The 21,941-nt window shown below is 48.8% G+C and carries 22 protein-coding genes; 12 read left to right on the top strand and 10 right to left on the bottom strand.

Features of this window, described 5'->3' with window-relative positions; all coding sequences use genetic code 11:
- Positions 1-3: 3 nt before the first annotated feature.
- Complete coding sequence (locus ACTJJS_RS18415) at positions 4-642, top strand: response regulator (protein ID WP_168870229.1); 639 nt, start codon at positions 4-6, stop codon at positions 640-642.
- 68 nt (positions 643-710) lie between these two features.
- On the opposite strand, the gene eboC is transcribed toward ACTJJS_RS18415, so the two are convergent.
- From eboC to ACTJJS_RS18385, 6 genes are all read right to left on the bottom strand, one after another.
- Positions 711-1,631, bottom strand: coding sequence for a UbiA-like protein EboC (gene eboC / locus ACTJJS_RS18410; protein ID WP_440664781.1), 921 nt, complete (start codon positions 1,629-1,631; stop codon positions 711-713).
- A 53-nt stretch (positions 1,632-1,684) separates the two neighbouring features.
- A complete protein-coding gene (locus ACTJJS_RS18405; protein WP_440664780.1) occupies positions 1,685-2,671 on the bottom strand; it encodes a TatD family hydrolase in 987 nt (328 codons plus the stop codon).
- 12 nt (positions 2,672-2,683) lie between these two features.
- Positions 2,684-3,571 (bottom strand): EboA domain-containing protein, encoded by an 888-nt coding sequence (locus ACTJJS_RS18400; protein WP_440664779.1) that lies wholly within the window; start codon positions 3,569-3,571, stop codon positions 2,684-2,686.
- A gap of 396 nt (positions 3,572-3,967) precedes the next feature.
- Positions 3,968-5,464, bottom strand: a complete 1,497-nt coding sequence (locus ACTJJS_RS18395; protein WP_440664778.1) for an FG-GAP repeat domain-containing protein — start codon at positions 5,462-5,464, stop codon at positions 3,968-3,970.
- Between the two features lie 140 nt (positions 5,465-5,604).
- Positions 5,605-7,377, bottom strand: a complete 1,773-nt coding sequence (locus tag ACTJJS_RS18390) for a RagB/SusD family nutrient uptake outer membrane protein (protein ID WP_440664777.1) — start codon at positions 7,375-7,377, stop codon at positions 5,605-5,607.
- Positions 7,378-7,408: 31 nt separating this feature from the next.
- Positions 7,409-10,651 carry a SusC/RagA family TonB-linked outer membrane protein gene (locus ACTJJS_RS18385; protein WP_440664776.1) on the bottom strand — a complete coding sequence of 1,081 codons (3,243 nt, stop codon included), beginning with the start codon at positions 10,649-10,651 and terminating at the stop codon, positions 7,409-7,411.
- Between the two features lie 609 nt (positions 10,652-11,260).
- On the opposite strand from ACTJJS_RS18385, the gene ACTJJS_RS18380 reads away from it, so the two are divergent.
- From ACTJJS_RS18380 to ACTJJS_RS18370, 3 genes are all read left to right on the top strand, one after another.
- Entirely contained in the window at positions 11,261-11,632 is a 372-nt protein-coding gene (locus ACTJJS_RS18380) for a transmembrane 220 family protein (RefSeq protein WP_168870234.1), read from the top strand.
- A 1-nt stretch (position 11,633) separates the two neighbouring features.
- Positions 11,634-12,143, top strand: coding sequence for a DinB family protein (locus tag ACTJJS_RS18375; RefSeq protein WP_343744305.1), 510 nt, complete (start codon positions 11,634-11,636; stop codon positions 12,141-12,143).
- Between the two features lie 98 nt (positions 12,144-12,241).
- Positions 12,242-12,982 carry an SDR family NAD(P)-dependent oxidoreductase gene (locus tag ACTJJS_RS18370; protein ID WP_343744306.1) on the top strand — a complete coding sequence of 247 codons (741 nt, stop codon included), beginning with the start codon at positions 12,242-12,244 and terminating at the stop codon, positions 12,980-12,982.
- Here ACTJJS_RS18370 and ACTJJS_RS18365 read toward each other — a convergent pair.
- Complete coding sequence (locus ACTJJS_RS18365) at positions 12,979-13,527, bottom strand: DinB family protein (protein ID WP_440664775.1); 549 nt, start codon at positions 13,525-13,527, stop codon at positions 12,979-12,981. The genes ACTJJS_RS18370 and ACTJJS_RS18365 overlap by 4 nt on opposite strands.
- A gap of 142 nt (positions 13,528-13,669) precedes the next feature.
- Here ACTJJS_RS18365 and ACTJJS_RS18360 point away from each other — a divergent pair, with 142 nt between their 5' ends.
- From ACTJJS_RS18360 to ACTJJS_RS18345, 4 genes are all read left to right on the top strand, one after another.
- Entirely contained in the window at positions 13,670-14,122 is a 453-nt protein-coding gene (locus tag ACTJJS_RS18360; protein ID WP_168870238.1) for a MarR family winged helix-turn-helix transcriptional regulator, read from the top strand.
- 136 nt (positions 14,123-14,258) lie between these two features.
- Positions 14,259-14,693 carry a DoxX family protein gene (locus tag ACTJJS_RS18355; protein WP_440664774.1) on the top strand — a complete coding sequence of 145 codons (435 nt, stop codon included), beginning with the start codon at positions 14,259-14,261 and terminating at the stop codon, positions 14,691-14,693.
- 32 nt (positions 14,694-14,725) lie between these two features.
- The gene (locus ACTJJS_RS18350; RefSeq protein ID WP_440664773.1) at positions 14,726-15,313 is read left to right on the top strand and encodes a YceI family protein; all 588 of its coding nucleotides are present in this window, start codon (positions 14,726-14,728) and stop codon (positions 15,311-15,313) included.
- 166 nt (positions 15,314-15,479) lie between these two features.
- A complete protein-coding gene (locus ACTJJS_RS18345; RefSeq protein WP_440664772.1) occupies positions 15,480-16,106 on the top strand; it encodes a hypothetical protein in 627 nt (208 codons plus the stop codon).
- Positions 16,107-16,112: 6 nt separating this feature from the next.
- Here ACTJJS_RS18345 and ACTJJS_RS18340 read toward each other — a convergent pair whose 3' ends face one another.
- Entirely contained in the window at positions 16,113-17,363 is a 1,251-nt protein-coding gene (locus tag ACTJJS_RS18340; RefSeq protein ID WP_440664771.1) for a DEAD/DEAH box helicase, read from the bottom strand.
- Positions 17,364-17,474: 111 nt separating this feature from the next.
- Complete coding sequence (locus tag ACTJJS_RS18335) at positions 17,475-17,999, bottom strand: YceI family protein (RefSeq protein ID WP_168870243.1); 525 nt, start codon at positions 17,997-17,999, stop codon at positions 17,475-17,477.
- Between the two features lie 174 nt (positions 18,000-18,173).
- On the opposite strand from ACTJJS_RS18335, the gene ACTJJS_RS18330 reads away from it, so the two are divergent.
- The 4 genes from ACTJJS_RS18330 to ACTJJS_RS18315 all read left to right on the top strand — a co-directional run bounded on the left by ACTJJS_RS18330 (position 18,174) and on the right by ACTJJS_RS18315 (position 20,603).
- Positions 18,174-18,911: a DUF4184 family protein gene (locus ACTJJS_RS18330; protein ID WP_440664770.1), complete on the top strand. Its 738-nt coding sequence runs from the start codon at positions 18,174-18,176 to the stop codon at positions 18,909-18,911.
- Positions 18,908-19,435: a DUF1697 domain-containing protein gene (locus ACTJJS_RS18325; protein ID WP_440664769.1), complete on the top strand. Its 528-nt coding sequence runs from the start codon at positions 18,908-18,910 to the stop codon at positions 19,433-19,435. The genes ACTJJS_RS18330 and ACTJJS_RS18325 overlap by 4 nt, the downstream gene beginning before the upstream one ends.
- A 148-nt stretch (positions 19,436-19,583) precedes the next feature.
- A complete protein-coding gene (locus ACTJJS_RS18320) occupies positions 19,584-20,057 on the top strand; it encodes an RNA polymerase sigma factor (RefSeq protein ID WP_168870246.1) in 474 nt (157 codons plus the stop codon).
- A 3-nt stretch (positions 20,058-20,060) separates the two neighbouring features.
- Positions 20,061-20,603 carry a hypothetical protein gene (locus ACTJJS_RS18315; protein ID WP_440664768.1) on the top strand — a complete coding sequence of 181 codons (543 nt, stop codon included), beginning with the start codon at positions 20,061-20,063 and terminating at the stop codon, positions 20,601-20,603.
- A 55-nt stretch (positions 20,604-20,658) separates the two neighbouring features.
- On the opposite strand, the gene ACTJJS_RS18310 is transcribed toward ACTJJS_RS18315, so the two are convergent.
- Complete coding sequence (locus tag ACTJJS_RS18310) at positions 20,659-21,873, bottom strand: serine hydrolase domain-containing protein (protein ID WP_440664767.1); 1,215 nt, start codon at positions 21,871-21,873, stop codon at positions 20,659-20,661.
- Between the last annotated feature and the right edge of the window lie 68 nt (positions 21,874-21,941).

Raw genomic sequence — 21,941 nt, 5'->3', positions numbered from 1 at the left:
TTTATGAAGATAAAATTAGCCATCACCGACGATCATCTGTTGGTCATCAATGGGTTAAAAGCCATGCTGGCACCTTATCCGCACATTACGATCGTATATGAAAGCAATGCCGCCACCGCCCTGATGGAGGCATTGCCCGCAGCACAACCCGATGTGCTGCTGTTAGACATACAAATGCCTGATATTGACGGACTGGAATTGTGCAAACAGGTACATAAAAATCATCCAGAGATCAAAATCATTGCACTGACCAACTTCATGGAATCACATTACATCAAACAGATGCTGCGCAACGGCGCCAGTGGCTATCTGTTGAAAAACACCGATGAAGAAACGCTGGTGGCCGCCATTGAGAAGGTGTACCACGGAGAACAATATCTTGATGCCGGCATCAAACAACAGCTGCTCCACGAAATGCTTACCGGGCAACGATCATCCGGTTACGAGATTCCGCTTACCCGGCGTGAAAAAGAAATACTGAAGCTGATTGCAGAAGAACATTCCAATCAGCAGATCGCAGAGAAGCTATTTATCAGCCTTCGTACTGTGGAAACACACCGGCTTAACCTCACCCAAAAGCTGGCCGTAAAAAATACCGCCGGACTGGTGAAAGAAGCCATCAAAAGAGGACTCGTAGATTAATTACGAATTATAAATTACGAATTACGAATGAGCGGCTGTTTGTCAGGGGATGCTGATGCGTGACCGGCTCAGGTAACGGCAAATGCTTTGCCCAGCGACATAGAGACGGGCAATAACAACAGTACTGCCAAAGCATAACTGAGCGCATCGAAAGCGGCCACCCACGAGGCGTTCATGACGATCAGCGCTACGATCCCGGCCTTCACCGCTTTCCCGATGTTAGGCCCGATGGGATTTTTCCAGGCATTCCGCAGCGGCTTAAAAATCATCCATGCGAACAACAGCAGGAAGGGCAGCACTTTCCAGCCGTTGTGGTGGAAAATGGCCACAGTGCCAATTGTCAGCAACACAATAGCATAACAGATGGCTGTAATCCGGATACTGTTGGCTGTGCCGCCATATACTTCGCCCCGGCTGATATTGGTCACTGCTGCGATATAAAGGATAGGTACCAGTCCTACCCACCACCAGGTGGCCACGGCCCCGGGCACAATACTGATGCCCAGGAGGAGGTTGAGGCCCCGGCACAGGCCCATATTAACAGGACCGAGGAAGGCGTGGTGTTTTCCCCATTTATCGTATACGAGTGCGGAAACCGCTGTGGCAATGGCTAGCCAGCCGGCGAGGCCATTGATGCCGCCTACCGAAAAGGCTGCCAGGACGCCCACCAGCAACAGGTAGCTTCCCAGGATGATGGCCTGGGTAAGCGAGATGACACCAGTAGGAATAGGCCGTTCCGGCCTTTCTTTGCTGTCCAGTTCCGCGTCAAATACGTCATTGAATACAACGCCGCCGCCGTATAAGCCGGCGGTGGCAAGACACAGGCATACCACCGGAAGTGTCAGGTCCAGTGTCAGTGTTTCAAAGGTCACACTCAGGAAATAGCCGGAAATGGCCACCCCCGCCAGGATATCCGCAATGGCGGTGACAATATTGGCCGGGCGCATCAGGCGCAGGTATCCGATTACTTTGCTAACAATATAACTCACCGAATAACAGGTTTTCATGGTTCATTGCCAGCAGTAACGAAACTGCCAGGCCTTTACCGGATGATGGTTGTATTTTTATTAATTCTGGGCTGCTGGCCTCCACGTAAAACGGTGCTTCCATTAAATTTCTCACGCTGGTCAATATTTCCGGCTAAATCAAAATCCGCTTCATTTATCTGGCCGCTTTGCGCAAACGCCTTTACAGCATTCATGTAAGTTACCAAATGAATGTCATTCAAGTCAATACCACTTTCGTGCATGAGGGCTGCCGTCTTGGGAACGGCGAGCGGATCACTGATACCCCAGTCGGCCGCTGAATTGACCATAATCCTCTCGCTACCGTACTGCTTCACTATCTCCACCATTCTCTCATTGCCCATTTTGGTAAAGGGGTAGATGGTAAATGCTGCCCAGAAGCCACGGTCCAGCACTTCCTTCACGGTTTCTTCATTGTTATGGTCTACAATGACCATGTGAGGCGCCAGTCCATGTTCAATGGCGATGTCCATGCTACGCTGTGTGCCTTTTTTCTTATCGCGGTGAGGGGTGTGTATCTGTACCGGCAAACCGGCTTCTTTAGCCAGTTCCAGCTGGGCGCGGTAATATTTTTCTTCGAGCGGTGTCTGGTCATCGAAACCGATTTCCCCTACGCCTACCACGCCTTCCTTGTAAATAAACTGCGGCAGTATTTCCATGACAGCTTCTGCCAGCGCTTCATTATTGGCTTCTTTGGAATTGAGTCCGATGGTGCAATAGTGCTTAATGCCGAACTGAGACGCGCGGAACCTTTCCCAGCCGAGGATACTGTTGAAATAATCGCGGAAGGTGTCTACCCCGGTACGAGGCTGTCCCAGCCAGAAAGCGGGCTCAATAAGGGCTACCACGCCTGCGTCGGCCATAGCCTGGTAATCGTCGGTAGTCCGGGAAGTCATGTGTACATGCGGATCAAAGAAGCGCATGCCTTTGATTTTATCGAGATAAGCCGGAGTATACGTTAACGGTTGAAGATCTTTTTCGGTCAGTTCATGAATACCACACATAATTTTTCAGATTTAGTTCTGGGATAATTTAGCTGCGATGACGTCCCAGGAGAGGGCGCCACTTTGTATTTCGGCAGTCAGTGCCGGGTCTGAGGCCAGTAATGTTTTGGCCGGTGCATAATCAGTATTGGCAAACACGAGGGCCGCCGCCGCTTTTTCTGTCTGGTCAGCAGAGTGCCATATCCGGGTGAGGTCTGCCATATTATCTGCTGTGATGAAGGTTGTCAGCAACCGCCACTGCATCGGCGATACCTTTCTGCCGGCAGCCCAGCGCTCATGTGCAAAATCAGTCAGGATCGCCGCCAACGCGGTATTTCTGCGTTCATCGAGGCCGGAAATGAGGTGCAGCGGTTTATCTGTAAAAATCGCTTTCATAACCAGCTGGTTCCAGGCGGGTTCGTCCAGATAACGGGCGGGATAGGGATTGTGGAGCATAATAGCTTCCTGTACCACACCGATATTGGACCGAACGCCTTCGGCTGTACGAAGTTTCCATTCTTCCGGCCATGCGAGCAAGGGCAGCGCGCTGTAGAGTGCTGCCAGTTCATTCATTTCGGCAGAGAGAAATAGTTTTTCGATGGTGTCCAGGTAAACGGCCTTATCGGAAGTATCGAGTTGCAACAGCCACCATGCCCGTATGAGGCGGTCTAACGTCCACCCGTGTACGAAGAAGCCGGGCACCTGCTGTTGCAGTACTGCAGCCTGTTCCGGCGACACGACAATGATATTTTTTCCGGTGAACCTCGGGATCGCGGTGAAAGTCTGGTTAAACTGCGGGATGGAAGCGGCCTTCTGTAACCGCTGCTGTAGCCATTCTCTGGCCGCATCACTACTATTGCCGGCAATAATGGCAGCTAGCCCTTCGCTCATTTGCTGCCTGTCATATACATATTCCGCCACTTGAACACTCCTGTTTTAAATGAGAACACTGATTTCTGATTAAAAATAAACAGGATTGGGCAGATTTTCCGAATTACAGGGCTAATATTTGATAGGTGGTTATTAAAATAAAAGAGAGGCATTGCTGCCTCTCCTTCCGCCATTCTAAAACCTGATTATGCATCAGGATATCTTTATTCATGCTGCCTGGCTATAGCACCATGAAAATATCTTGCTATAATGATGAGCTGAATTAAAAGAGCAAAGGTACGTTACATCCGTAACAACTGGTGCAATTATTTGCAATGTGCGACCCGACATATATAAGTACCCGTTCGTGGAAATATTTACCGGCTGTAATATACATATTATTCTACTTCTTCTCCAAATAAACCATCGATTTTTACGTTACACTTTTCACTTCCGTTTGTTTTCCAGCACTATAAAGGGTTGATACTCCTTCCAATCAGGCGTATATCCATCCAGTATATTAAATCCTTTTCCATAGTTTCCTAGTATAATATCCTGGTCTCCGTCACCATCCATATCTCTTACGTCCATACAGATCCATCGCCCTTCCTTTTCGACAGGAGGCGCATGGGGCGTGAAGTTCAGCTGATGGTCCTTTCCTTCAAACAAAATAAATTTTTCTGCAGGATTATTTTTCAGGTCTGCGAAAAAAGCAATCGCCGCAATATCTGTTTTACCGTCCAGGTTAAAATCTGCTGCTACAGCCTTTGTACAGCCATTTACTGGATAAAACCATGCCTGACGGTAGCTGTTGTTACCCTCGTTCATATAGACGTACAAACCATGAAAAGGTTTAAGCACCATAGAAAAATCTGCATTATCTCCGCAGGTATATAAAATATCCGGCTTACCATCCTGGTTAAAATCCACCAGTTGAAAACCGGTAGAACCGTTTAGTGGCGGGAATCTCAGCAGGTTAACAGATTTAAAGCCGCCGTGCCGGTCGTTCTCATATAACCAGATCCCTTCGTCCGCTGCAGCAAAAAGGACCATGGCATCCGGCCATCCGTCACCATTAAAATCTCCTACTTCTGCGTGTATGGCACCCGGTACCTCTGTGATGGTCTTCTGCTCATAACGGTGGTCTGGCAACTGTTTCAGCCAATATAAACCACCCTGGTTATGACCGAAGGCACATACTAACAGGTCAACCAGATTGTCCTTGTCGAAATCTGCCTGCAGTGTTTGCACAGGACGTTTAAGAAAAGGCATGAGGTCCGTTTTTTTACTGCCAGGGTCATTAATGTTGAGCCTGCTTATGATGCCCGATGGCTCATCGATGGCTCTCATATTACCGATCTGGGTGATGATTGCAGGTGATGATTTACCGCTATCGCTTGTATAGAGCATATCCACCACCGCGGAAGGCAGTTGCCAGCTATTGATTTTACGCAGGGAACTATCCCAGGCACTGAGCGTACTCTTATATCCATCGCTGGTAAAAATGCGGCCGGCAGCTGTGTCAAAGGAAACCATCGTCGTAGTTGCCACGCCTGGCGAATCCACGCCAACAGGCCGTTTAATGGAGAAGCCGAACCAGTCGTGTTGCAATGGCACCGGCGGTTTGGCGGGCGACAATTTTTCAGGCGCCTGCTGTTCATAATATTTCACCAGTTCCACCCACTCCTGAAAAGATATCTGGCCCTCCTGCCGCTGGCCTTCCACCGGATAATACTGGTCGCCGGACCATACCCGGATGCCCAGCTTCGGCGCCATGGCCGGCAGCACATGTTTGGTCCACGTTTCCTTGTCCAGCATGTACGGATCTACCGGCAGATGACAGGATGAACAATATTTATCGGCCAGCATTTTCCCTTTCTCTTTGGCTGACGGGGCAAAACAACCAGTAAATGCGATACATAATGCGGCCAAAAGGACTCTCATGGAATTACGAATTACGAATTTTAAAAGCGGAGTATAAATTATGAAATATAAAAGATGAATTACAAATTTTGATTACCAGTTACGATTAGGGCCCCCAAAATGGGAGCCCTAATTCGTGATTCGTAATTTGTAATTCGTAATTAATATCCGGTGTTTTGTTTCAATACCGGCTGACCATTTTTCAACGTCAGATCTATCTGGCGTTGTGGAATGGGGAAATACTCATTTCTGCCTTTCGTAAAATGGCCGCCTTTCACGTCATCTGTGATAGCGCCTTCAAAAGCAAAATAAGCGTTCAGCACCTGGTCTGCAATGCCCCAGCGGGACAGATCGAAGAAGCGGTGCCCTTCCATGGCCAGTTCCAGCTTACGCTCAAAGCGGATCGCTTTACGCGCATAAGTCACGTCCGGAAAAGCGGTATACAAGCCGATCTTGTAATAAGGCAATGGCTTGGCAGGATCGAAGCCCTGAATAGGATTGGCAGGATCTTTATAATCATGCACCCATCCCTCCGGATGATCTTTCATACGGCTGCGTACCCGGTTAACATAGCCCATTGCTGTTCCCAGATCACCTGTTTCGGCAGCACATTCAGCGGCCATCAACAGCACATCAGAGAAACGGATCAGCAATACGTTGATGGCTGTACCGGGCGCCCAGGAGTTGTTGTCCATATATTTGTCCTTATTGTAGTTCCAGTACACCATTTTTTTGGTGGCAAACGGACCGGCATATCGTTGTGACTGGTCACGTATCCAGGTGGAACCCGCAAAGTATCCCCAGTCATGATAGGGAAGACCGCGACGGCCAACGGTCCAGTCCAGACGGGGGTCTACCAGTCCGTTATCCGGCGTAAAAGGCTGTGTGGCCTTGATGCCCATATCAGACTTCACTGCATGCTGGTTATAATCGTCCAGATAAGGTAATCCATTATCATCTACGCGATAGGAATTCACGAGGTCAAAAGTTGGCTGGTAGAAACCGCAGCATTTGAAGTTGGCCGGGAAGTTCAGCATGTCTCCCATATTGGCGTTGGCGATACCGTTGGTACCATCGTTGGCAGACATCTGGATGGCAAATACGGATTCCGAATTATTCTTTTTGGACGCATCGAAGTTGTCTTCGAAGTTGTCCGTGAGCTGGTATTTCAGGCCATTAGACGTTACGCCGTTAGCGATGGCGTCGTTGAAAAGCGGCAGGGCGTCTGCATACTTTTTCTGATAGAGGTAGGTTTTAGCCAGATAGATCTGTGCGGCCCATTTGTTGGCGCGGGCAACCTGCGGCTGTGTAGGCGGCAGATTGGCCTGTGCAAATTTAAAGTCGGCCTCAATATTGGGCCATATGTCCACATCATTGGGTACCAGCGGATCGGTAGTAGTTTCCGTCACATAAGGCACGTTATTGAACATTTTCTTCAGCTCAAAATAATAGTGCCCTCTGAGAAACCGTGCTTCTGCCGTCACCTTTAGTTTATCGGCATCAGACATGTCTTTAGCCTGCGCCATCAGTCTCAGGGTATTGTTGCAACGGGCCACGCCTTCATATACCGCTCTCCATTTGGTATTGAAGAAAGAGTTGGCGACGTTCGGCTGCCAGATGGCAATTTCATTGATAGGCGTCTGGTCGGTACCTTCACTGCCTTTATGAGCATCGCCACCGGCCACGCTGCCGTACACCCAGTTGGTGGATGCCGCTTCCCAGGCATTACCGCCACCGAGGGAGCTGGTAGGCGTACCAGAGCCGTCGAGCGCTGCATAGGCACCTACAAGCAGGTAGTTCACGCCATCCTTGTTGGCTACGATCTGTTCCGACAGGGAACTGTACGCCGGCTTTTCAAGAAAGTTCTTGGAGCAACCACTGTTCAGTAGCGCAGCCACGAGCAATATTGCACTAGTATATCGTAATGTTTTCATTTTTCTCAGTTTAACAATTCAGATAATCAGATCAGAAATTCAGTGTAACGCCCACCAGGTACTGACGCTGGTTAGGATAAGCACCTTCGTCGATACCGAAGGAGTCTGTATTACCGGTGATTTCAGGATCGAGACCTGTGTATTTGGTGATAGTGAACAGGTTGGCAGCCTGTGCATATATCCTGAATTTTTCCACACCTACTCTCTTCAGCATGTAGGCAGGGAAGGTATACCCTATCATCAGGTTCTTAGCGCGGAGATAGGAGCCGTTTTCAACATAGTAGGATGTTGGAGGATCGGAAGTGCTGAAGTTAGGTTTCAGCTCCTGAATAGGTGCTTTGGCGTTTTTGCGGTCAGGCAGCCAGGAATCGTATAAGGCTGTTTTGCTTTTTGCGCCGTTGAAAGAGCCGTAGATATCAGTCCACCATCTTACCTGGTTCCAGATCTTGTTGCCATGCACACCATAGAAGAACATGGAAAAATCCCAGTTCTTATAGGTGAGGCCGATGTTCAGGCCATAGGTAAAGTCTGGGTTGGGACTACCGAGATAGGTGCGGTCCTGCGCGTCGATTTTGCCGTCGCCGTTAACGTCCTTATAGCGGAAGCGGCCGGGGGCAGCTGCCTGCTGATATTCTGAGAGGCCCGGATATTTGGCTTTGGCCGCGTTGTTGGCAGCATCCACTTCTGCCTGGCTGTCCCAGAATTTATCGATCTGATATCCGAAGAATTCGCTGATGCTGTGGCCTACTGCGTTGCGGATAATCGCTACACCGTAGCGGCGGGTATCTCTTTCGAAGTAGGGAGCAGATTCAGATATTTTCAGGATCTCGTTTTTGTAGCTGGTGAAGGTCCCGGTGAGGGTAAGTTTCAGTTTGGAAGCCAGCTGTATGTTGCCGGTAGCAGAGAAATCCCAGCCATGGTTTTTCATTTCTGCTACGTTGGCATAAGGCGGAGCAGCGGCACCGTATACGCCGGGCAGTTCAGGATTGAACAGCAAATCTTTAATCCGTTTGTTATAATAGTCGAGAGAGAACTCCAATGCGCCTTTGAACAGGGTCGCATCGATACCGATATTGGAGTTGGTATTGCTTTCCCACTTGGCATTCGGGTTGCCGATCCTTCCCTGCATAAAGCCGGTGGCCAGATTGGAGGTGCTGCCGGTCATGTCATAGAAAGAAGTGGCCTTGTTAAATGTGAAAGTGGTAAAGGCATTGGCCGGGTCCACATTGATCTGGTTACCCATAATACCCCAGCCACCACGGATTTTCAGGTCGGAGAGCCAGGTAATGTTCTTCATGAACTCTTCCTGGGAAATACGCCATGCCGCGCTCACCGCAGGGAAGTTACCATAGCGGTTGTTGGCGCCGAAACGGGAAGAACCATCACGGCGGATCAGGGCGCCCAACAGGTATCTGTCTTTAAAGGAGTAATCTACTCTGCCAAACAGGGAGAACAGTGTATTGGAGCCATAGCCGCTGCCGTTTACAGGTGTTCCGAAGCCGGAAGAGAGGGATGTAAAGTTCGGATCGAAGGAGAAATAATTAGTGGTAGTACCTGTCAGCGTACGGTCTACCTGCTGGAAAGCCTCTGTACCGATCATCACTTTCAGGTCATGATCACGGGCTATCTTTTTATGATAGCTGAGGGTGTTGGTCCAGGTCCAGTCGTAACCGTTACCGGTAGTTTCCGTATAGGAGTTTACGCTGGTATTTTCCTTGTTTTCATATTCCGGATAGGTGAAGCTGTGGTTGTTAAAGGAATAGATTTCACCGCCGAAAGAGGTACGCAGGGTGAAGTCCTTCATAATGTCTGCTTCAGCGTACACACTACCGAGCAATCTGCTGGCGAGCGCTTTGGTGCTGCCGAAACGGTCCTGTATGGCCACCGGGTTACGGGCGTTGCCCAGCGCGCCACCCCAGGTACCGGCATAGTTGCCTTTGATATCATACACCGGGATGATGCTTTGTTCACGGAAAGCCATGCCGATACCACTGCCTTCTGTGAGGATACCGATCTGCGGGTTCTGGATAATGGAATACTCCATGTTTTCACCCACGCGGATATGGTCTGTGATATTGAAGCTGCTGTTGGCCCTTACCGCATAACGTTTGTTATAGGTATTGGTCAGCGTACCCTGTTGATTGAAATAATACATGGAGAAGAAGTAGCTGCCGATATCGCCGCCACCGGCCACAGATATATTATGGCTGGTGATAGGGGCAGGCTTGAATATCTCATGGTACCAGTCAGTGCCTTGTTTGTTGGCTTTGTTGATACGATAGAAGCTGTTCAGCAGGCCTGGATCTTTATAGTCCGGGATGAGATAGTATTTAGAGGGATCTACGCGGGGATCTCCTTCCATGGCTCCTTCGGGATAGATATAATCCGGCAGTACCGGCTTATCTCCTTTTCCGTAGAGCACATCGTCAAACACGGGCGTGCTGCCGGCGGCGGTGCTGTTACGGGTAGCCATCCACAGCAGGTCGGCCTGTTCCTGTGGATTGAGGATGTGGAAAGGATTACCGCCCTGAGGCCTTTGTGTGCCGTAATAACCGTCGTACTGCACTTTTACTTTTCCGGTGCCTCTTTTGGTGGTGATGATAATAACGCCATTGGCTGCACGGGCACCATAGATAGAGGCTGCGCCTGCATCTTTCAGTACCTGCATGGTTTGCACGTCGTTAGGGTTTACATCTGCCAGATTGGAGATGGGCACCCCGTCGATAATATACAGCGGCGTGTTGTTACCGAAGGTGTTTTTACCGCGTACGGACACCTGTGGTTCCTGGCCGGGCTGACCGGTACCTACGATGGTGATACCGGAAACCTGTCCCTGCAGCTGATTAGCGATCTGGGAGGTAGGTTGTTTGGTAATGTTTTCCACCTTCACTACGGCTACTGCGCCGGTGAGGTCTTTTTTCTTCTGGCTGGCATAACCGGTCACTACGACTTCTTCGAGTGAACCGACTTTCTCGGCCAGCTGTACGTTGACAGCGCCCGAGCTGATCACTGCTTCCTGCGGATCGTAACCAACAAAGGAGAACACCAATGTTTCTCCTGATTTAGCCTGAATGGTAAAACTGCCGGTGGGGTCAGTAGCGGTACCGCGGTTAGTACCTTTTACATATACCGTAACGCCGGGTAGCGGGTTGCCTGATGCTTTATCAGACACCTTTCCCGTAACTTTCGTTTGTGCGAATACGTTACTACTGCCCAGTAATAGCAGTATGCCGCATAGAAGAACGGCCAGTCCCTGGTAAAAATGTTTTTTCATAACGTGGTTGAAGGGTAACGTTTTAGAAAAATCGGTTAAAAAATAAAGTACCTGTCTTGTATGTTCCTTGTCCATCAGACAGTGTAAGACATAACAATCCCGTTCCGGCGATAATGTGTGACTGCCGGTAAAAAGAGGTGTCATGTACAGGCATTATCTGTCCCGGCCTCCCTGTATGATGCGTTACAGTGAAGCAGCACAAACAATAACTGTCTGTTCAACAATTAAAAAACACAAATTTGAAGATGCAAGACATGGATGCGGACATGTTTACACCAAGGTTTAACTACATGGAATAAAGCAACGTTTTTTAGTAAACAATTGATTTGCTGACAATGATCTAGTGAGAATCGGCTCAAATAAGTACTAACACTTCCCCTTTCCAGATTTTGGTTCTCACGTGGAATTTTTCTTACAATACGTCGAATATATAACAATAAATTAGCCTGGACAAGTGTTCTTTTAACATTTCTCTAAATAAAAAATTTCTACGGGGCCATTCTTACAGTAATCCACACCGGCGGGATAAAAAAGTACAATAGTTTACGGCTAAAAAAGTACAAGCACTTGATCTTTTATGTATGTTTAGCGTCTCAATTATTCCGGGCCATGAAAATTTTCAACATTATCTTTTGTTTCCTTTTTATTGTTTTTGCGGGGCTGCAATACAATGACCCTGATCCTTACGTCTGGATGCCTATTTATTTGTTCTCAGCCGTATGCTGCTGGCTGGCAGCGCGGCAGCGGTTTTATCCCCGCTGGTACCTGACAGGCATCGCTGTTTATTTCGTATATGCGGTCTATTTATTCTTCACCAAAGACGGGGTAGTGGACTGGGTATCGCAACACCAGGCGGAGAATATTGCACAGACCATGAAAGCAGAAAAGCCGTGGATAGAGGACACCCGTGAATTTTTCGGGTTATTCATTTGTATCGTAGTTTTGGGCATCAATTATTTTTACGGCAAAAAGAAAGCATAATATGAAAAAGCAGGCTATCTACCCGGACCCTGAGTATTTTGGCCGGTACATTGACCAGGTACCCGACGTCACCATTCTGGAAGCCCTTGAGCAGTCGCTGCAGGAGCTGCAGACGCTGGACAAGGCCAGGCTGTCGGAATTGGGCGACTATGCCTATGCGCCTGGCAAATGGACCGTTAAAGACGTGTTCCAGCATATTGCCGACACGGAAAGAGTATTTTCCTTCCGGGCGTTACTGTTTGCACGCAATGATAAAAACACGGCACCGGGCTTTGACCAGGACCTCTATGCAGCCGAAGCCTTTACTGCACAGCGTAGCTTTGAAGACGTATTGCAGGAGCTGATGCTCATCCGGCAATCCACCCTGGCGTTTTTCCGCAGTCTTCCTGATGAAGGGTTATTAAGGTACGGCACCTGCTGGAAATACCAGATGAGCGTGCTGGCAATGGGCTTTACGATGGTGGGCCACCAGATACACCATCTCCGTATTCTCCGCGAAAGATATCTATAGTAATAAGGACTAACATTTATGTTAGTCCTTAACAATTACATCTCCTCTTCTTTATTCCCCGCGCCCCATCTAGCTTTGCAGGCATAAAATCAAATCATATGAAACGTCTGGAAAACAAGATAGCCCTGGTAACAGGAGGCAGCCGCGGCATGGGTGCGGCCATTGTACAACAACTGGCAGCAGAAGGAGCAACCGTGGCATTCACTTATAACAAGGGAGCTGAAAAAGCAGCCGGCGTAGCGGCGGAGCTTACCAGCAAAGGGCAGCGCAGCCTGGCGATAGCAGCAGACAGCGCAGACCCGTCTGCTGTAGTAGCGGCAGTAGATAAAACCGTGGCCGAGTTCGGGCGTATAGACATACTCGTTAACAATGCCGGTATCGCTGTGATGAAGCCATTTGAAGATTATACGCTGGAAGAATACAACCAGACGATGGACATCAATGCCCGGGCTGTGTTTGTAGGTTCACAGGCTGCCGCCAAACATATGGGCAAAGGCGCCCGTATTATTACTATCGGCAGTTGCATGGCTGACAGGGTATCTGGTCCGTATGGCACGCTTTACGCCATGAGCAAATCGGCACTTACAGCTTTCAACAAAGGCCTGTCCCGTGACCTGGGCCCGAGAGGCATTACCGTTAACCTTGTACAGCCCGGCCCGGTTGACACCGACATGAACCCTGCCAACAGCGCGCATGCCGATGCACAAAGGAAAAATATCTCACTGGGGGAATATGGTAAAGTAGAGGATATCGCTTCCCTGGTCACTTTTCTGGCTTCGCCGGAAAGCGGCTACATTACCGGTACCGCTATTACTATAGATGGCGGCACTAACAGCTAGTAGCGTTTTTCACCTACCAGCAGGTAAAACATATAGTCCGTATTGGAAGCGTCGGTAATGCCAAGATGGCGTCCCATGGTTACTATCTGTCCGCGGTGGTAGGTAGTATGATGTGTAATCTGCGACAGCATTTCATAACCCGGAATATTAAAATCGCCGGTAAACGGGATGGTTACGGGGTAAGCCTGTAGCAGTTGCTCCGGCGTCATCGCGCTGACCAGTTCCAGCAATTCTTCAGCTTGTTTCACTACTCCTTCCAACACCTCTGCGACGGACTCGTTGCACTCCAACGGACCAAAAGTGAGTGACGGATGTTCGCCGCGGAGGTTTTTTACCCACCAGGCAGAAGTGGCCCACATGTGCTTCAATGTTTCCTTAATCGTTCCATAGCTGGAAGTCACCGGTGTTTCCAATAAGGTGGCATCTTTCGTTTTTAACCATTCCACGGTAGTTTTAACAGCCCATAATTCATAAGCAGCAAAACCCTTAGCGTAGTTAACCAGTTCTGTAGTGGCAGTTGCAGGGGTGATAGTAGTGTTTATCATAGTGTGTTTGTTTTATAATACAAAGAAAACACCCGTTTGTGACACCCTTATGTCAGCAGCGTTTTACTTTTTTCAAAAAAAATTTGCCGGAATAAAAAATACACTTACCTTTGTTGTATATACAACAGTAGTAATTGTAATTATGAGACTGGAGGATGAAATAAAACAGGTAAAATTTGCTAACGACTATCAGCGGGCCATGTTGAATATCATATTTACGGCAAACTGGCTGGAAGTGGGCGTTTCGCACTTATTGAAGAAGTATGATCTGTCTTCCCAGCAATACAATGTACTGCGTATCCTGCGGGGCAGCCGGCCTAATCCGCTGAATCTGCTGGATATCCAGGAGCGCATGATGGACAAGATGAGCAACGCCACCCGACTGGTGGAGAAACTGCGCCAGAAAGAGTTGCTGACACGTATCCAATGCCCTACCAATCGCCGTAAGGTAGAGATCGAAATTACTGACAAAGGCATGGAAGTACTGAAAGAACTGGACCCTTTAATGGATGAAAGTGATGAGCTGCTGGCCAAAAAGCTCACCGCAGCGGAAGTGAAGCTGCTGGGTGATATGCTGGACAAGCTGCGTGACTGACGATGATGGCCGTTGATTTCTCCTGAATACGGAGATTATTTTTTGCCTTAATCATTGTATATACAATATTTGTTTGGACTTTATATTATCATTATATCCAAAATAAACACCTAAACACACAACAAAAACACCTTTTATGCTTAAACGCTTATTGCAAACAGACGATAACGTTGTTTCCTTTATTATCCGCGTGACCGTGGCCATTGTTATGCTGCCACACGGTTTGCAGAAACTGCTGGGTATGTTTGGCGGCCATGGTTTCAAAGACACCATGAACTTTTTCACCTCCAACGGTACGCCTGCCTTCCTCGCTTTCCTGGTGATCATCACCGAAAGCATCGGTTCTTTGCTGATATTGTTCGGTTTTGCCACCCGTCTGTGGGCACTGATGTTGTCTGCCGTGATGCTGGTAGCTATTTCCATGCACGCAGCCAACGGGTTCTTTATGAACTGGGGCGGCACACAGGCCGGCGAAGGGTTTGAATATCACATCCTGGTGCTGGGCATCCTGCTGGCACTGCTGATCAAAGGTGCAGGCCGCTGGTCGGCAGACCGTCAACTGACTAAATAATTTAATTTCTTTCCATAAAACAACAACAACACATGAAGAAAGCGTTTTTTTCTACCGCCCTCCTGGTATTAGCCAGCATCGCCTCTTTTGCACAGGTAAAATGGAATGCCGATCCGGCTCATACTGCTATCATTTTCAGCGTAAAACACCTCGGCATTAACTATGTGCAAGGCCATTTCGCCAAATTCACCGGCGCCATTGAAACTACAGACAGCACCAACTTCCAGAATGCAAAAGTAGATTTCACTGCCGATGTGAACAGCATCAATACCGGTATAGACCAGCGTGACGGTCACCTGAAATCAGATGACTTTTTCAATGCCGCGCAATATCCGGACATCAAGGTAAAAAGCGTATCCTTCATAAAAGTTGCCGGCAACAAATACATCATGCTGGCTGATGTTACCATCCGCAACACTACCAAACGTGTACCCTTCGACGTTACCTACAATGGTGTGGTAAGAGACCCATGGGGACTGTGGAGAGCAGGTTTTACCGCCAAAGCTACCATCAACCGTCTGGACTTCGGCGTGAAATATGCAGACAAGCTGCCTTCCGGCGTATACGCAGTAGCTCCTACTGTTGATATCCTGGTAAACGCTGAAATCGTTAAAAAGTAGGAATTTTTTGATTTACGATTTCCTGATTTCAGGAATAAGAATAACGAAGATCGAAGCGGGTTAATTCATCGCTTCGATCTTCGCTTTTTATCAACCCCGAAATCAGGGAATCGTAAATCAAAAAATTCCTAAATTATTATCTTAGATTTGTTCAAACCCTTTCATAATGGCCATTGGCAGTATTTTCCTCGGCGCAGTCAAAAAATTCAACCATCAGCAAATCGAAACCAGGTTCGCCCTGATCATACTTCCTGTTAAGCCGCTCTACTCCATGATAGTAGTGGGCAGGCACGGACAGGAAAAAGAAGGGTTCCGCATTAAACTGAACCGTGAGAGCGTTATCGCCGGTTATCTGCGTGCGCCGCTGGTAACAAGCAGCATCGCGGCCATTCTCATTGCAGGTGACAGGCCCGGGAACCTATCTATAGCCGTTGCCGTTATCCTCGCACTCTCAGCCTTATACATGGTGCTGTTCTATGGCCGCTCACGACCTGAAGAGCAGGAAGAAAGGGCGCTGATGGAAGAACTGACCGGTATTGCCGCCATGGCCGGCTGGTTTGATGAGGAAAGCTGCCAGGTACAATACGATGCCATGGAAGAAAGTTACAAAGACAACTATTCGGGCAATAACTGGCAAAACGACCTGCACAGCAACAATATCAACTTCGGGAAAATACCGCTGTTGTACGGTATGGCCATCCTCCATGCAGCACTGCACCCGTCAGCAGACAGCAGGGCCATGCGTAACAAAGCGCAGATGCTCTATCGCGGGATGAAAAAAGTATACGGGTAACCGTTATTATTTCTTTTTCTTCTTTTTCTTGCCCAGTTTGGCCATTTCTTCCTGGTGCTGGTCTATCAGCAGCTGCCAGTTATCATTAGGCGCTTCTTCAGAAAAACGGATGGTATCTTCATAATCTCCTTTATTAATCTTCATTTCGGTGATTTCCTTACCGATAAACTTCTGAATAGCGTCCAGCAGGGGTTTTTCTTCTGTGGCACAGAAAGAGACAGCACGGCCTTTCTGTACGCCGCGGCCGGTACGGCCTACACGGTGCACATAGTTTTCCGGCACGTCCGGCAGGTCGTAATTGACCACATAATCCACGTTGGGGATATCAATGCCGCGGGCATTTACATCGGTGGTGATCAGTACACGGACATCGCCTTTTTTGAATTCTTCCATTACCTGCAGGCGGTCATCCTGTTCTTTACCGCCATGCATGGCCAGGGAGCTGATCCCTACACGGGCCATGGCAGCCACCACTCTTTCCGCACGTACTTTGGTACGTACAAATACCAGTATTTTTTTGTCCGGAAATTCCCTTACCAGCCGCTCCAGGAAGAAACGTTTATCATCCATTTCCACGTAGGCCACGGAGTGGGTGACATTTTTAGACACCGGATCTTCAGGGGAGATCTGTATACGGATGGGGTTATTGACCACGGAATAAGCGAGGTCTTTGATGTCTTTATCGAGCGTAGCGGAGAAAAAGAGGGTCTGATGCTGACGGGGGATATGCCTGATCACATCGCGGATATCGCGGATAAAGCCCAGGTCCAGCATGTGGTCGGCCTCATCGAGGACCAGTGTCTGTACCTTGCTGAGGTCCAGGTGTTGCTGGTTCAGCTGGTCAAACATGCGGCCGGGCGTGGCAATGAGCACGTCCACGCCCTTTTCCAGGAATTTGATCTGTGGTCCCTGGTCCACGCCGCCCACGAGGGCGAGTATACGGAGTTCCGTATACTGACCGATTTGCTGGAACACTTCCGCGATCTGGATGGCCAGTTCACGGGTAGGCACCATTACCAGGCATTTCACTTCATATTTGCCTTTCCGCTGGTAGCGGTCCTGTTGCTGGAGCCGGTGCAGCACCGGAATGGCAAAAGCGGCCGTTTTGCCCGTACCTGTCTGGGCAATGGCCATCACGTCATCTCCTTTCAGGATAGAGGGAATAGCTTTGAACTGAATGTCCGTAGGACGTTTAAAGCCCAATTCCGCGAGGCTATCCTTAATTTCAGAAGATATATGGTATTGTTCAAATTTCATTTGCGCTGGTTATCTGCCGCGAAGATAAACCAATTACCGCACGCAAAGAAGAACAGACGCTGGCGCCGGCATTTCTATGCTCCGGCGCCGCGCGTCTGAAGGAGGATATTATCAGGATTTGACCAACTGAATTTCCATATTGAGTTTCACCTCATCGGAGAGAACGATGCCTCCGGCTTCGGTAGTGGCATTCCAGCGCAGGCCGTAATCAGTGCGGTGCAGGCGGCCTTTCAGGGCGAAACCGGCTTTGTGCTGGCCCCACGGATCAACAGTAACGCCGCTATGTTCCACGTCCAGTTCGATCGGGTGGGTTTGGCCTTTGATGGTAAGATTTCCCAGCAGTTTATATTTTTCGCCGTCTATCTTTTTCACTTTTGTTGACGTGAAGCTGATTTTAGGGTGGTTGGTAGCATCAAAAAACTCGCCGTTGCGCAGATGCTCGTCACGTTGCTGGTTTTGAGTATCGATACTATCGGCGGCTGCTTCGAAAGAGATCGTCGCATCGTGGAAGTCCTCGCTTTCTGTCTGAATACTGCCGGAGAAGCGTGTAAAATAGCCGCTCACGTTCGTGATCATGAGATGTTTTACTTTGAATCCTATTTCGCTGTGTGATTCATCAATTTTCCAGTTAGTCATAGCACATTGTTTTTTTATGTTTTCAAAGACTAAACAAATTTAATTCCGGTCTGTCTTTTATAGTTGGATAAAACACTGGAAATGATGGACAAATTGCACAAACGCCATAATTTAACTTTTCGGATTTTAACATAATATCAACAGATGCATTAAATTTAGCGACAACTAGCCGCTATGCCTTTTACGATCTCTCATATAGCCATTGTTTTGCCATTCACCTGCAGACAGCGCCCTTTCCTTTCTCTGACCGGCCTGATGATAGGTGCGATGGTGCCTGACTTTTTTTATTTTGTCCTCTTTGATCCTTATTTCGATGATGGTCACCAGTGGTGGGGCATTTTCCTATATGACATTCCTTTGGCGCTGTTACTGGCGTTTTTATACCATGAACTGGCCAAACCTGCGCTGATACGTTATTTGCCTGCCTGGGCGGCTGCGCGGCTGCATCATTTCAGGTATTTCCAGTGGAGCAGTTATTTCCGTAAAAATTATCTCGTGGTGATTTTGTCCATCATAGCCGGCACGCTTACACATTTTTTCCTGGATGGTTTTACCCACGGGCATGGATATTTTGTGCAGTTGTTTCCTTTTTTGCAGGGAGAAGCCGTCCTTTTCGGTGAACCGATGGAGATCTGGTACGTGATGCAATATCTCACTTCAGCAGTGGGACTGTTGTTATTGTTCTGGTTTTTCATGCGTCTTCCGCGGCCTTATCTGCCAGCGGAAGTACAGGGCCGTCATAAGCCGGTATTCTGGTTGCTCATTATCGTTATCGCCAGTGCCATCCTGTTGTTTTACCGGCAACAGCCACATATGTTCCACAAGAGCATGGACTATCTTGCCATTGTGATGGCGGCTGTTTTTTATGGATTCTTTGCAGTAGTATTGGGTCAAAAACTAACGAAGTTATGACCAGGTATGTAGCATTCCTGCGGGCTGTCAATGTAGGGGGCCGGCAGGTAAAAATGGAGGCACTCAGAGCGTTGCTGGAGCAGGCAGGGTTAAAAAACGTAAAGACATACATTCAGAGCGGCAATGTTATCTTCGACTCCGGCGCCAAGGGCATAGCACTGGAACCCAAAATAGAACAGCTGTTGAAGAAAAACCTGGGCTTTGATGTGCCCACCTGTATCAGAAGTATAGCCGAGATACAGGCAGTGCTTGACAACAATCCTTATCCGGGCGTTGTTCCGGACAAAGACCTGCAGATATATATCGCCTTCCTGCAAACCCACCCCGGCAAAGAGGCTGCGGCGGTCCTGGAAACCATGCAGAATGATATTGAAACCTACCGGATGCATAACAGGGAAGTATATGTGCTGATGAAAAAAAATACAGGCGCGCCTCCCTTCTCCAATAACTACCTCGAAAAGAAACTGGGCCTTGTGGCCACTACGCGAAACCTGGCCACCGTCAGTAAAATGCTCACATTTTGATATTTGGTTATTTAGTTATTTGGGTATTGAGAGAGTGGTTTGTAAGTAACAGCCCCTAAATGAATAAATATGAAAATTTCTAAATTTCCTCCGGGCTGTAAGTTTTTGCACTCCGGCAGCAACTAATATACCCAAACAGCTGCTGTCCATGAATCAGGAAATATTTTTAGGCATACTGCGGCAACATGAGAGCATTCTTCATAAGATATGCCGATTGTACCGTGACACGCCGGAAGACCGGGAAGACCTTTTTCAGGAAATTATTTATCAGCTTTGGAAGTCGTATCCGTCTTTCCAGGGCCAGGCCAAGCTGTCTTCCTGGATTTACCGTATTGCCCTGAATACTGCGCTGGCCTCTTTCCGGAAAAAGAAGCCGCGGGTCAGCTATCCCGATTCCCTGCCAGACAATATTGTTGTTCCTGCTCCGGTGCCGACCGAGCAACAAGAGCAGCTGTTTCAGGCCCTGCAACAGCTTTCTGATGCCGAGAAAGCAATCATCACCCTGTACCTGGAAGATCTTAGCTATCAGGAGATAGCGGCCATTACCGGCATTGATGTGAATTATGTCGGTGTAAAACTCAATCGTATTAAAGGTAAACTGAAGACCATTCTAAAATCATGACCCATGACAAACGATCCGTTGAAGGCAGCCTGGCGACAGGGCACACCACCGGTGCATCACGACTTGCAGGCGCTGGTACGTGCAAAGGGCGGACATCCCGTGATGTCCCGTATACGCCGGCAGTTGCTGCTGGAAGGTGGTAGTTACACCGTGTTCCTGCTGGTGTATTACGATTTTTTTGACGGCCATACCAAGCCACTGTACCTGAACATCATTCTGGTGTTGTCTGTGGCCTGTATGCTGTTACAGCATATCAACGGCTATCTGCTGGCTGCAGGGAGAATGAGAGAGCCGGACATACTGCAGTCTCTACAGCAAAAGATGCGGCAGCTGAAGCAATATGCCTGGCTGTCGGTAGGCTCACGGGTGTTGGGCTGGGCTGGTATATTGTTGTTCTTTTGCACCGGCATTACATGGACAACGCCCAAATACTGGCTACTGGCCGGGGCTACGGTGATCATGACCATACAAATGGGGCTGCTGTGGCAGTTATGGCAACGGCGGATCAACCGGATAAACGAGACCTTGTTGGCGTTTAGGGATTGAGGCGGCGACAGATATCCAACGAGGACCAATCGGGTAAACGAAACCCCATCGGTATTTACGGGTTGAGACGGAGAAACAGGTCTGTATCCGGCCACGCCAGTTGCTGGTCGTTCACGACCTTCCACACCAGCCCATCCAGATCATTGAAAAAAGCTTTATCGGTGCGGGTATTACACAGTACCACCCAGTTAAAGCCATTGGCAGCGCGCACTATTTCACTGGCGGTACCGGGAAGGGAGCCCGCGTGCCACCAGTTATTCCAGGCGTTGACCGCCCATCCAAGCGCATAGCCGGTATTAGCTGCCGATCCGGTGGTCATCGTCTTTACAGATGCGGGAGACAATATGTCCGCGCGGGTATTAAAACCGTCGATAGTGGTGAGGAACAGGGCGAGGTCAGTAGCGGAGGCTATCCAGCCGCCATGGGCGTCCATCCGGGAAAGGTTGAAATTATAGGGTTGTTGCCCCTGCTGGCCATAGTACGCCACTTCGCCGGGTTTTCTTTCCGACAGGGTGTTACCGCCAATTTCCATATGATGGATACCGGCAGGTTGTAATACCGCCGTTTGTACGTAGTCAGCATAACTTTTACCCGTCACTCTTTCGATAATCCGTCCCAGGATACAGTAGCCGAAATTGGAATAAGCGTATACCGTCCCTGGGTCATACTCCAGCGGCTGTTGGTCTATTGTACGGGCCAACAGCGTATCGACCGACCATCCGGGGTGGCTGAACATAGGATCGTTGGCTGTATTGGACCAGCCACCGGCGGTATGTTGCAGCAGGTGTTGTACGGTGACAGCCTGCAAACGGTGGTCGTAGGGATTGCTGCCGTAAGTAGTGCCCAACAGGGCACCGGCGCCAAATACTTTGTCCTCTAAAGAGAGTTTTCCGGTTTCCACCAGTTTTAGTATAGCCACGGCCGTTATACTCTTGGAGACACTGGCAATACGGAAACGACTGTGCGCAGTCACCTTTTCACCGGTACGGCGATCGGCCACACCAAACCCTTTGGCATACACGAGTTTACCGTTGCGGGTAATAGCCACGGCCATTCCCGGCACATGGTATTTTTTCATGAAAGCGTTGAAGATACGGTCAGCTTTCGGTATGCCGGCAGGTAATGCAGCAGTGCCAGTGTGTGAAGTGTCAGGTGGCGCTGCCACAGAAATATGTTGTTTGTTTTCCCGCGGCTCAGGCCGTGCGGCTTCCGTCTCCTTTATTGATTCATTCAACCATAGGCCTGCAGCCAATACTAAACAACCAAACATCGTCCATTTTTATCATACCAAGGTACTGAAAAGTGTCGTGCATGGTTAAATTTAGTTTATGATTGATG

It is taken from the genome of Chitinophaga sp. 22308 (assembly GCF_052045305.1).
Taxonomy (GTDB): domain Bacteria; phylum Bacteroidota; class Bacteroidia; order Chitinophagales; family Chitinophagaceae; genus Chitinophaga; species Chitinophaga varians_A.
Note: the sequence above shows the minus strand (reverse complement) of the source record. Positions and strands in the feature narration are given on the sequence as shown.